Origin of the sequence: Exiguobacterium sp. OS-77 (assembly GCF_000414195.2) — a bacterium.
GTDB lineage: Bacteria > Bacillota > Bacilli > Exiguobacteriales > Exiguobacteriaceae > Exiguobacterium_A > Exiguobacterium_A indicum.
In genome coordinates this window covers 2,732,129-2,743,944 of the sequence record NZ_DF239008.1, presented here as the reverse complement: position 1 = coordinate 2,743,944, position 11,816 = coordinate 2,732,129, and the positions used below count along the sequence as shown (strand labels likewise).

At 48.0% G+C, this 11,816-nt stretch carries 14 protein-coding genes; 3 read left to right on the top strand and 11 right to left on the bottom strand.

All coding sequences use genetic code 11. From position 1 onward, the window contains the following. The first annotated feature begins 107 nt into the window (after positions 1-107). Positions 108-851: a general stress protein gene (locus EXG77_RS14005; RefSeq protein WP_035399003.1), complete on the top strand. Its 744-nt coding sequence runs from the start codon at positions 108-110 to the stop codon at positions 849-851. 111 nt (positions 852-962) lie between these two features. Here EXG77_RS14005 and EXG77_RS14000 read toward each other — a convergent pair whose 3' ends face one another. Then, the gene (locus EXG77_RS14000; RefSeq protein ID WP_023467018.1) at positions 963-1,778 is read right to left on the bottom strand and encodes an aldo/keto reductase; all 816 of its coding nucleotides are present in this window, start codon (positions 1,776-1,778) and stop codon (positions 963-965) included. A gap of 132 nt (positions 1,779-1,910) precedes the next feature. Between EXG77_RS14000 and EXG77_RS13995 the strand changes: the two genes are divergently transcribed. Further along, the gene (locus tag EXG77_RS13995) at positions 1,911-2,936 is read left to right on the top strand and encodes an iron-containing alcohol dehydrogenase family protein (RefSeq protein WP_035399001.1); all 1,026 of its coding nucleotides are present in this window, start codon (positions 1,911-1,913) and stop codon (positions 2,934-2,936) included. A gap of 51 nt (positions 2,937-2,987) precedes the next feature. On the opposite strand, the gene EXG77_RS13990 is transcribed toward EXG77_RS13995, so the two are convergent. The 8 genes from EXG77_RS13990 to EXG77_RS13955 all read right to left on the bottom strand — a co-directional run bounded on the left by EXG77_RS13990 (position 2,988) and on the right by EXG77_RS13955 (position 9,541). Beyond that, positions 2,988-3,950, bottom strand: coding sequence for an EAL domain-containing protein (locus EXG77_RS13990; RefSeq protein ID WP_023467020.1), 963 nt, complete (start codon positions 3,948-3,950; stop codon positions 2,988-2,990). A gap of 178 nt (positions 3,951-4,128) precedes the next feature. Further along, positions 4,129-4,392, bottom strand: coding sequence for a DUF1294 domain-containing protein (locus EXG77_RS13985; RefSeq protein WP_023467021.1), 264 nt, complete (start codon positions 4,390-4,392; stop codon positions 4,129-4,131). An 18-nt stretch (positions 4,393-4,410) separates the two neighbouring features. Further along, complete coding sequence (locus EXG77_RS13980) at positions 4,411-5,148, bottom strand: YgcG family protein (protein ID WP_023467022.1); 738 nt, start codon at positions 5,146-5,148, stop codon at positions 4,411-4,413. Continuing rightward, positions 5,145-5,738, bottom strand: coding sequence for a LemA family protein (locus EXG77_RS13975; protein WP_023467023.1), 594 nt, complete (start codon positions 5,736-5,738; stop codon positions 5,145-5,147). The genes EXG77_RS13980 and EXG77_RS13975 overlap by 4 nt, the downstream gene beginning before the upstream one ends. A 107-nt stretch (positions 5,739-5,845) precedes the next feature. Continuing rightward, positions 5,846-6,682, bottom strand: coding sequence for an undecaprenyl-diphosphate phosphatase (locus EXG77_RS13970; protein ID WP_023467024.1), 837 nt, complete (start codon positions 6,680-6,682; stop codon positions 5,846-5,848). Positions 6,683-7,041: 359 nt separating this feature from the next. Then, positions 7,042-7,854: a ZIP family metal transporter gene (locus EXG77_RS13965; RefSeq protein WP_023467025.1), complete on the bottom strand. Its 813-nt coding sequence runs from the start codon at positions 7,852-7,854 to the stop codon at positions 7,042-7,044. Between the two features lie 51 nt (positions 7,855-7,905). Beyond that, on the bottom strand, positions 7,906-8,235 hold the full coding sequence (locus EXG77_RS13960) for a YolD-like family protein (RefSeq protein WP_023467027.1): 330 nt from the start codon (positions 8,233-8,235) through the stop codon (positions 7,906-7,908). Then, positions 8,219-9,541, bottom strand: coding sequence for a DNA polymerase (locus tag EXG77_RS13955; RefSeq protein ID WP_035399000.1), 1,323 nt, complete (start codon positions 9,539-9,541; stop codon positions 8,219-8,221). Before EXG77_RS13955 ends, EXG77_RS13960 begins: the two co-directional genes overlap by 17 nt. A gap of 176 nt (positions 9,542-9,717) precedes the next feature. On the opposite strand from EXG77_RS13955, the gene EXG77_RS13950 reads away from it, so the two are divergent. Then, on the top strand, positions 9,718-10,356 hold the full coding sequence (locus EXG77_RS13950; RefSeq protein WP_023467029.1) for a pentapeptide repeat-containing protein: 639 nt from the start codon (positions 9,718-9,720) through the stop codon (positions 10,354-10,356). Between the two features lie 68 nt (positions 10,357-10,424). On the opposite strand, the gene EXG77_RS13945 is transcribed toward EXG77_RS13950, so the two are convergent. Further along, positions 10,425-11,180 carry an MBL fold metallo-hydrolase gene (locus tag EXG77_RS13945; RefSeq protein WP_035398998.1) on the bottom strand — a complete coding sequence of 252 codons (756 nt, stop codon included), beginning with the start codon at positions 11,178-11,180 and terminating at the stop codon, positions 10,425-10,427. A 60-nt stretch (positions 11,181-11,240) separates the two neighbouring features. After that, entirely contained in the window at positions 11,241-11,729 is a 489-nt protein-coding gene (locus EXG77_RS13940; RefSeq protein ID WP_035398996.1) for an arsinothricin resistance N-acetyltransferase ArsN1 family A, read from the bottom strand. Between the last annotated feature and the right edge of the window lie 87 nt (positions 11,730-11,816).

Sequence of the window (11,816 nt, the reverse complement as noted above, 5' to 3'; positions counted from 1 at the left end):
GACGTTTTAATGGAACGCATGTTTTTTGGCATATTTTAACGCAAAAGAGGAAATACTCCTTATAGAAGTCACGCATGACAAATCGTGTCGATAAGGGGAGAACATCCATGAAAACGAAACAATATATCGGAACATTCTATTCAGAAGAAGAATTGATCTCAAAAATGGACGAATTGCACATTCAAGGGCATCGGGAGGAAGACTTCTACGTCATCGTCAAAGAGAAGTCGAACATCGCACTCGTTCGTAGCCAAATGGATGCCGAAATCGCGACGACGAAACCGTCTTGGATTGATCGAATTCGCGGGAACAAAGGACGCGATCAAGAAGTCGATGATTTGTTTGGATCACTTGATCTATCAGACAATGAAATCGAACAACGCAAAACGGAAGTCGAAGGTGGGGGCTTCGTTCTGTTACTTGAAGTCCAAGACATCCAGTTCGATCCACATTTAAATACAGATAATACGCATCCTGATGTTAAAGTTCGCTATGGTAGTGGCGAAGAGACGCATACGTCATCAGATGCGAATTCCAATGCACAGCTCGGCTCCGGTAATCCGCTTGATGTTGATAAAGATTCGAAGGAAGAGCATGCGGAAATTGATTTGCATCGCGCCGGTACGGATAAGATGCCGCAAGACGAGCAGGCAATCGATCATTCAAAAAAACTCGACGGGAACCGAGAACCGGATATTGCAATGCGTCGGGATGACGATTTCCGACGTCCGGAAACAGAACGCGAGGAAAAAGAACATGATGCAACGCAAGACGGCGAAGAAAGTCGTCAATCGAAACATCAATCGGATGACATCGCCAAGCAAGATCATGGAAATAATTTAGACCGCTAAAATAATCGATTGGAATCACGCGTTAGGGTCATCATCAAAGAAGGTACTTTCCGGATCAAATCCGAAAAGTACCTTCTTTTTGTATGGAGATTAAACGAGAATCGTCTCGTCTTATTTATGATCCGGATTTGATCCTGTACGCACGTTGGCGTTCAATTGATCGATGGCTTGCATATCAGCGTCTGACAAGCTGAAGTCGAAGACATCAAGATTTTCGCGAATGCGGCTTGGCGTGACGGATTTCGGAATCGCGACGATATCGTGTTGCAAGTGCCAACGGAGGACGACTTGAGCCGGCGTTTTCTGATGACGATTCGCGATATCGACGATGACCGGATGCGTCAACGCGTCGCGTCCTTTCATCAACGGACTCCAAGCTTCAACGACGATACCGTGCTTGCGGCAAAAGTCTCGGATCGCTTCTTGGCTAAGGAACGGATGGAGTTCAATCTGATTGACGGCAGGAACGATCGATCCTTCGGCTAAAATTCGTTCCAAGTGCGGAATATGGAAGTTCGAAACACCGATAGCACGCGTCTTCCCTTCGGCATAGAGATGTTCGAGCGCCCGCCATGTCTCGACATAACGATCTTCTTTTGGCATCGGCCAATGAATCAGATACAAGTCAACATAATCGACACCAAGCTTTTGTAGACTCGTCTCGAAAGCGGCAAGTGTCTCTTCGTAGCCGTGATCGGAATTCCAGACTTTCGTCGTCAGAAAGATCTCTTCTCGGGGAATGCCGGAGTCACGCAGTGCGCGACCGACACCTTCTTCATTCTCGTAAATCATCGCCGTATCGATCGAACGATACCCGGCGCGGAGTGCTTCGCTGACCGCTTCATATACTTCTTCTTCCGGTACTTTAAAGACACCATATCCGAGTTGGGGCATGCTGATACCGTTGTTTAACGTAATCTGTTGCATCGATTCATCGACTCCTTTTTAGTAAATTCTTCTCTTTTCTAGTGTACGCGCTCCTCTTATAAAAATCGAATGATTGCCGAAGCGGGTTCTTTTGCGTATACTGAGCGATAACAAATATTAGGAGGCGATTCTGTGATTCGACAAGCTGTTTTGCAATACATACATGAGGAAAACGCGCTCGATCAACTCAAAGAAGTGATAGGTAATCGTTCAGCAGTCCTGATTCATGGACGTCAAGCCTATGAAGCAGCCGCTTTTGCTTTACCAGCATTACCACGTCTTTCATTTGAAGGGCATTGTACGGATCAACAAGTGGAAGCTTTCAAACAAGTATGTGCTCCGTACGATGTGATTCTCGCGCTCGGAGGTGGGAGTGTCATCGATACGGCAAAACAGGTCGCGTTTCAATTACAACGCCCGGTCATCGTCATTCCGACGATCGTCTCGAACTGTGCTCCGTGGACTCCGCTCAGTGTCATGTATAACGAAGAGGGACAGTACATCCGATTTGATACGTTCCCCGTCGTGATTGAAGCCCTTTTACTCGATCATCGGATCATCGCAGCAAGTCCGTATGCTTATTTTGTAGCGGGACTCGTCGATACGCTAGCGAAGTGGTATGAAGCACGTGCCTTAAGCGGATCATCGGCTGAAGATCCCATCATTGAGATGGCGCTTCGGACAGCTGAACGTTGTAAGGATCTTATCTTGTCGACGAATATAACGGAAACGCGTTTTCGTGAGTATCCCGTTGAAATCCAACATCTCGTCGAAACCGTCATTCCGTTAGCCGGAAGCATTGGTGGTTTTGGTGACGCGGCGACGCGTGGTGCAATCGGACACGCAGTGCATAACGCGTTATCGCCTCATCCAGAAACGCATGCGTTTTTACACGGGAGTAAGGTCGGTTACGGACTACTCGTTCAGGAGAAGTTACTCGGACATGATGACGATTATGCAGAGTTGCGTGACTATCTTCTTGTACAAGAACAGCCGACGACACTCGCAGACTTCGCATTATCGCTCGATGTCGTCGAAGCACTTGCTTTACGGACATCAAAAGAGGAACTGTGTCGTCTGTTGCGTCCGATTGTATCAACAGAACAATTAGTCGATGCTATCACACGGAACGAGACGGTTTCCGTTTCGACGACTTAACATAAAGATACGCACATGGACCGAATCATCAGAAGGTCCATGTGCGTATTTTTATTGTGCTTTCGCAAAGCGAGCATAAGGAGCAGGACGACCGAGTAAGTATCCTTGACCAAGATCGAAGCCGAGTTCGCGGCAAAGATCGAGTTCTTCTTGCCGTTCGATACCTTCCGCTAAGATTTGAATCCCCATTTCTCGTGTCAGATGACGGGCTTTTCGTAAAAAGGCTTCGTTTTCTGAGTTCGTATCACAGTGATCGATGAAGGAACGATCGATCTTAATATAATCCGGTTGAAGCAAGGACAACATATCGAGTGTCGAGAAACCAGCGCCAACATCGTCCAGTGCTACTTGAATACCTTGCTTTTTATACTGTTCGAAGACGTGTTTCAAATGGTTGACGTCTTCAATTTTTTCCGTTTCGACGACTTCGAAGACGAGCCGACTCGGATCGACTTGATAACGTTCGACGATCTCAAACGTATGGCGCAGGCAATACTCCGGATTATAGATCGTCGAAGGAAGGAAGTTGATGAACGTTTTTGCTGTGCCACCAATATGGTGCGTCGCACGGATGGCTTCTTCACGCGCTCGTTGATCGAGACGGGAATGAAGTCCCATCTTCGAGGCCGTTGAAAACAGGACACCTGGTGAAATCGGCGTATTGTCATCAGCTGCTCGTAGCAAGGCTTCGTTCGCGACGAGCACGTTACGCTGGATATCATAAATCGGTTGTAGGTGGCTCGTCATGACCCCATGCTGGATGAAATCAATCGCAGATCGATGCTTCAGTTGTTCTAGAAGCGCTGAAGCTAGGATAGGTGCTGTCACGTAACGCGATTGTGTGGCGCGACACGACACTGGATAATCCGCTACACGTAAGAGCGATGTCAATAACTGTTCGAGCTGTTCGAACGATTGATAGGAATAGATTTCTGGCGTTGGTGATTGAATATGGAGTGCTCCCGCTTCAACGAAACGGATTGATGTCGTACATTCGGCGCAAGGATGCCACATAAAGGGATGTCCACCTCTCAGTACATCAAAAAAAGATGTATTTATTAAATTGGTTAAATTCTTTACCCTGAACAAAAAAGAAATTAAACCTGTTATTCATAATCATTGACCTCATACAAAAAAAGAAGGAACGACGGACACATTTCCGTACGTTCTCTTCTCTATCGGTCACATTCTTTCATTGTGAAGTGTAAACAAACCAGAAAGCGAGATGCAAGATAGCGGCTATTGGAACGAGCCATTGGAACTTCGCTTTCCGTGTCTTGTGCCGGACTGTGTACATACCAATCCAAGAACCGAGCGCACCACCGAGGAAAGCAATCGTCAATAGTGTTGCTTCGGGTGTCCGGTAAGCATGTTGTTGCGCTCGACGTTTATCCTGCCACATCGAGACAAATCCGATGAGTGTCAGGAGGAGGTAATACCCTAAGATGATCCTCATGAAAAAACGACTCCTTTTCTACCGTTCGGCACCACCACCGCCAGAACTTCCGCCACCACCACGACTGCCACCATTTCCACCGCCACCACGCATGATCGCGGAGAAGATGTTCAAAATCGCGAAGAAGAACATACCACCGGTGAACTTCATATCGAGGAACAATAAGATCAGTAATCCAGCACCGATCAGAATCTTCGTCCAAAGCGGAAGTCCGTCGTCATTTTGTGTTTTCGGAGGATCCTGTGACTCAAGCGACTGATCCTTTGAAATGACACTGACGACCGCTTTATATGTTTCAGACGCTGCTTTCCCATACTCACCGTTCTCTTTATAGGGAACAGCATATTGATCGAGAATACGTCCGGCTGTGATGTCTGTCAAAATCCCTTCGAGTTTATACCCAACCTCGATCCGAAATTGGCGATCCTTTTCGTTTGGAGCGACGACGACAAGAACACCATTGTCTTTTCCTTCTTGACCAATGCCTTGGCGCCGGAACGTTTCATTGGCGTAAGAGCTTAAATCCTGTCCCTTTAGATCGGGAACCGTCTTGAGGACGACTTGTGCCGTCGTATATTGTTCGAGTTCCTGACCGAGTTGCGCGAGTTCGGCTTCTTCCGAAGGGGTGAGCAGCTGAGCATCATCCTGAATGAAGAAGGCTGCTCCCGTCCGTTCTGAAACGGCACTAGCTGTTGGAACGAAGAGGAAGAAGACGAGGAACGCGCTCAATAGAAGTCGCGTCCACCGCCGAATCATTTCGAATCACTGTTAAAGTCGACGGTCGGATTTTCCCGGTCGCTGTCTGAAATCTCGTAATATGGTTTTTTCTCGAATCCGAAGGCGGATGCGTAGAGTGTCGTTGGGAAGCTCCGACGTTTTTTGTTATAGAGGGTTACAGCATCGTTGTAATCTTTGCGGGCGATCCCGAGACGATTTTCTGTTCCTTCCAGCGTATCCATCAAAGATTGGAACCGTTCGCTTGATTTTAGTTCAGGATAAGTCGTCTGCAAGGCAATCAATCCGCGAAGCGAAGACGTGACTTGTTGGTCGGCTTCGATCCGTTGTTCGGTTGACGCAGCACGCGCAAGACCAGCTTGGGCTTCTGCGACTTTTCCATATACTTTTTCTTCTTGACCCGCGACACCTTTGACAGTTTCAACGAGATTCGGAATCAAATCCGCACGACGCTTGATTTGGTTGTCGACTTGCGACCATTTATTCGATACATCTTCTTCTACATTGACGAGGCTATTGTATTGTCCGATTGCTAAAAAGGCAATCACGGCAACAATAACGACTCCGATGATGATTGGGAGTTTTGATGTACTCCGACTTCTGCGTGCCATGTGGCATTCACTCCTTTAATTATGTCTCATCCCTATATACCCTTAAGCGACTGAATTAGTTTCAAAAAAATGAAAAACCGTCAGCTAAAATAGCTAACGGTTTGAACTTACATGTAGACGATGACAGCTAAGACAGCCGCTAAGACAAGACGGTAGATGGCGAACGGAACGAGTTTGATCTTGTTGATCAGCTTCAAGAAGAAGCGAATCGATAAGAGGGCAAACACGAACGACGCAACGAAACCGACAGCATAGAATGCGAAGTGGTTCGGTTGAATGTTCTCCCAGTTCTTAACGAGCGAAAGGAAACTAGCACCGAACATGATCGGTACAGCCATGATGAACGTAAAGTCAGCTGCCGTCCGGTGATTCATCCCGAGGAAGACCCCTCCGGAAATCGTTGAACCAGAACGAGAGAAGCCAGGCCAAAGGGAAATACATTGGAACAGACCGACGAGTGCTGCTTGGCGATATGTAATCTGATCAAGCGATGTCGTTTTTGGTTCCTTTGGTCCGAATTTATCGGCTGCAATCATCAAGAGGGCACCGACTGCAAGACCGATGATGACCGTCTCAATCGAGAAGAGGTTCTCATCGATGAAATCTTCGAATAACAATCCGAGAACAGCTGCTGGTAGAAGACCGATCAAGACGTGCCGTAGTTTTAACTTGTGTGTCCCTGCTGCGTCATGTTCGCCTTCAATCTTATACAAACCGATCAAGCTGAAGAGGCGTTTCCAAAAGACGACGACGACCGCAAGAATCGATCCGAGCTGAATGACGATTTTAAAGGTGTTCGCCGAATATTTACCGAGAAAATCGGTAGTTTGCAACCACATGTCATCGACGATGATCATGTGACCCGTGGAAGAGACCGGTGCAAATTCCGTCATCCCTTCGACGAAACCGAGTAAGAGCGCTTTTAAAAGTTCAATGATTGTCATGGTAATCTCCTTCTATACGATGTGCTAGTTAAAAACATATCATGTTTTATTCTTGTGAGATAGAACTAATCGGAATATCGGGCGCAGGTCTGAGAAAGTATGATGCGCTTCAGACGAAACCCGATGCCTAGATTCGTTTGAATAAGAGTGAGCAGTTATCTAGATTCCATAGGATATGACTAAGACACTCCGTCGTGTCCATTCACATTGAGATAGTTATGAGAGATAGGGAAATTTTTCTGTTAGGACACAAGGTCAGAAAAACTTCAAATCGATTGGTTTTGCTAGAATGCGCCTGAATCTACAAACAGAAAAACGAGCAGAAGACGGTATCATCCACTGCTCGTTTTGCAACGGCTTCATCCTAAAGCGACGTCAAGAATCATCATGACCGTAAAACCGACCATCAAACCAAGCGTTGCTAAATCGGATCCGTTTTCTGCTTGTGATTCCGGAATCAATTCTTCGACGACGACGAAAATCATCGCTCCGGCAGCAAACGATAACGCATACGGGAGAAGCGGTTGAACGAAGAAGACCGCGGCTGCTCCGACCATCGCGGCAATCGGTTCGACGATCGCTGACAATTGACCGTAATGGAAGGCGCGCCGGCGCGACATCCCTTCACCGCGTAATGGAATCGATAGGGCAGCTCCTTCCGGCATGTTTTGAATCCCAATCCCGAGTGCGAGCGTCAAAGCACCGGCGACGGTCGCTCCGTCCATGTTCAAGGCAGCGGCGCCAAAAGCGACACCAATCGCAAGACCTTCGGGAATATTGTGCAACGTGATCGCAAGAAATAGTAACGTCGTTTTCTTGAGTCCTGTCGAAGGACCTTCCGCTGTCTCGAGTGGTGCAGATAAGTGCAAATGCGGCGTAACGAAGTCGAGGAGACGGACGAAAAATCCACCAGCGAGAAAACCGATGGCGGCAGGAATCCAGGCGATTCCTCCATCCTGCTCCGTGAACTCGATCGCAGGAGCAAGCAGCGACCAAAACGACGCGGCAATCATGACGCCGGCAGCAAAACCGAGCATCATGTTCATGACGCGTTTTTCAATCGTCGTAAAGACAAAGACGAGTGCCGCACCAAGTGCGGTTAACCCCCACGTCATCATTCCGGCAAGCAGTGCTTGCACGACGACGGGGAGAGAAGTAAACCAATCCAACATGACTATTCCTTCTTTCCGGGCACGATTTAAAGCATCCATCTGTATGAGAGCTTACCCGTTTTCGATCCGGACGATTCGTGTGAAGGGAATTTCAATGACTTCACGTCCGCGCAGAAAGAGAACGGAACGTTCGGGTTCTAATCGTTCGACGAAACCGACGACCGTCACGTAGCTACTTTCCTTATAATACGTGATTTCAAGTTCGTTTCCTTCTATTAAAGCTTCTTGAAGCAGAAAGTGCCATGATTCTTGCAACTGTTCATCAATTTCAGGCAAGTCGAGCTGATGCATCTGGACATAGTATTCCCGCAGCAATTGCAAATGTTCCGGCATGAGAAAAGGAATCCATTTTAAATTTCCCCGATCACGATACGCTGTCATGAAGATCACCTCCCGGATGACCGCCGACAAAACGAAGGCGACGTTTGGCGACACTCGTATCAAGAAACGAGACAGCGAGGCGAATCGTTCCTTTTCCGTAGCGGAGGTTAACGACATCCATTGCTTTTAATAACCGTCGCCGTTTCCAGAGCCGTGCATTATCCTCGAACAAAGACAACTGTAAGGTGCCTTGATCGGCAGTCAAATGCCCCACTGCAACGGATAAAAATCGAACAGGTTCCCCATCGAGCCAATTCGGTTCGAACAATTGTAAGACGTGACGCAGAATGATGCGTTCATCGGATGTCGGGTAAGGCAACCGCACTTGACGGGAGAAGCCACTTCGGACGACGTTTCGAGAATAACGGACACCGATGTGAACGGTCCAGCCGACTTGATTCGAAAAGCGGCAACGTGCGGCGACATCCTGCACCAGTTCATTGAGCACATTCCGGATGCGTTCGAACTGATAATAGTCCTGCATTAAGGTCACACCGTGTCCAATCGTCCGTTGAGGAGTTTTCTCGAACAGATGACGCGGGGGGAGCAGTGTCGGTGACGCGTCGAGTCCCCAAGCGTGATGCCACAGTTCGGCACCGATGACACCGAAGCGTTCGTGTAACTCTTCGACAGGGCGCATGGCAAGATCACCGATTGTTTCAATCCCCATCATCTGCAGATGTTGTTCCATGCGGTGTCCGACTCCCCACATCTTCCGAATCGGAAAGTCATGAAGACGTCGTGCGACATCAGCATATCCACATCGCGCGATGCCTTCTTTTTTCCCGATTAAATCAAGCGTCAGTTTCGCGATGACGTTATTTGGACCAATCCCGATCCGGACGTGGATGCCGGTCTGTTTCAGGATTGCTTCTTTAATTTTGAGGGCAGCTTGCAGGTCGGAACCAAATAGGCGATCGGTTCCGGTCATGTCAATGAAACTTTCATCAATCGAATAGACGCGGATGGCTTCAGGTGGGGCGAATTGGTGCAGGACATCCAGGACACGAATCGACGTCTTCATATAAGCGAGCATACGTGGTTCGACGAGTTGAATCGTACGACGAACAGCGTATGGCAATTGCTCGATTTCGTACAGTCGACCGGCTGTCTTGATTCCTAGTGCTTTTAAGGCAGGGGTGGCAGCGAGAATGACGGATCCGCTTCGTTTTAAATCGGAGACGACCGCCAGGCGTGTCGTCAAGGGAGGAAGATTGCGATACTGGCATTCACAGCTGGCGTAGAAGGACACACTGTCGACGCAAAAAATACGTTTATCTTGTGGTAAAACGACGGAAGGAAACATCTGAATCACTCCTTTACATAAAAGAACGTATGTTCTTATTTTGATTTTCCTTGACTATAGCATGGTCTCAAAGTGTCTCAAAATAAAAACTGTTGAAAAAAGGGGAATTCGAACGATTTCTCCTCATATAAAAGGAGTTTGGTACACTAAGGGAGAGAAAAAAGGGGGAACCTTCATTGAAAGAGACCGTTATCCGATTACCAGAATTACCGAAGACGCTTCAGCCAGAGACGTTCGATCAAGTCGAAATCGATGACCCGTATCTAAAAGGAGCGCGTTATGAGAAAGAGTCGATGCCGAGTGAACTGACAGAACGCATCGATGCCTATCAAGTGTGTTTTCAAAATGTCTCGTTCGCGAATCTGACCTTTGACCGTGGTTCGTTCGAAGATATTCGTTTTGAGCAATGCGACTTAACGGGATGTCACTTCCAAGAAACTCGTTTTCACCGTGTGTCCTTCGTCGGATGCCGGATGACGGGCATCCAGTTTGAAGATTGTACGCTTGACCATTTAACGATTCAGGAAGGGCTTGCGGATTACGCACAGTTCATTCGCAGTACGGTCCGTCATCAACACTGGAGCGAAACGACGATGAAAGAAGCACAGTTCTTCGAAGTGAAGCCGACCCATTGGAAACTCGAAGCGGTCCGGCTTACAGATAGCCAATGGATTGAAACACCGTTAAAAGGTCTCGACCTCCGGCAGACGGAACTCTCTGGTATTACGATCGATCCGCGATTTTTACCAGGCGCTGTCATTACGGAAGAGCAAGCAGTCGCCTTTGCTCGCTTGTTAGGCCTTGTCATCCCATAACAAAAAGAAGTCCTGCTTTCGATTGTTACTCGAAAAGCAGGACTTCTTTTTGATGAAGGTTACTGTTTTTAAAATGACATCGTTTCGCCGTCCTCCGGAATCAGGAAATGGGCAGAGAGATGGAAAGCAGTTAAAAAGTCAGCAATCATATCACGTCGCAAGAGACAGTGGTTGACGGACTCGAGGTGCGAGACGATGATCGTTGCTTCCGCCGCTGCTTCGTGTACGGCAAGGAGATCACGCTGTGACATCGTGATCGGCTCTCCGGTCAAGAACTGGGCGGCTCCACTGTTGACGACGATGATATCGGGTGTATGTTGTTCGATTGCATGCGCGACCTCGTCGCACCAGATCGTATCACCTGCGATATAAAGTGTTGGTTCGTCCGGATGGGTGAGGACGAGCCCAGACACACGTCCCATCCGTTTGCCGATTTCACCGACACCATGCTGTCCACCTGTTCGATGGATTTGAATATCACCAATCGTCACACCGGAATCGAAGGAAGAGACGTTCGTGAAGCCGGCTTCTCGGATGTGCTGCGCGTCTTCTTCTTGCTGCGCATAGAGTGGCAAATGCTTGGGTAATAGTTGTTTAGCAGCATCATCGAAATGATCAGCGTGCAGGTGCGTGACGAAGATGGCGTCAGGATCGAGCAGTGTCTTGACATCGACCGGTAAGTCGACGAGTGGATTGGCGACGGCATTCGGTGTTTGACCGAAGGGAGGCAAGCTGCCTTTTTCGCCGAGGAACGGATCAATTAGTAAGACTTGATTGGCATACGTGACAACGAGTGTTGCATTGCGAATTTGTTGAATATCCATTAGGTTCATCCTCTCTCAATGACTCGGATTGACTATTCCCCGTCTGGCATTCAATGAATCCTATCGCAAGCGTTTCTCCATCGCCATGACGTCGACATATTCGCCGTTCAACTGTCCTTGCTCCTTAAACGTTCCGACGATCCGGAACCCGGAGCGGATATAGAGTTTTTGTCCGATTTTATTGAATGGGAAGGTGAAGAGAATGAGTTTATGCATCTGATGATCACGGGCGTGTTGCTCAGCCGTTTCAAGCAAACGTGTGCCAATCCCTTGTCCACGATGAGTCCGGGTGATATAAACCGAAATCTCACCGACGGATGCGTAGACAGGACGCGGATTATACGGATCGAGGGAAATGAAGCCGAGGACACCTGTGTCATCTTCAGCGACATATCCGGCATATCGATCGGTGCGTTCTACATACCACTGGGTCATGAAGGATAAGTCCTTTTGGTCGGTCTCAAGCGTTGCGATTCGATCTTCGATGCCTTCGTTATAGATGGCGAGAATCGCTGATAAGTCGTGTTCCGTTACGGGACGAATATGCATGACGCTCACTTCCTCATCGCTTTTCCTTCATTATATCGGTTACGTATCAATGTAGTGATATGTTTGTGCGATAAGAAAAGCGCTGAT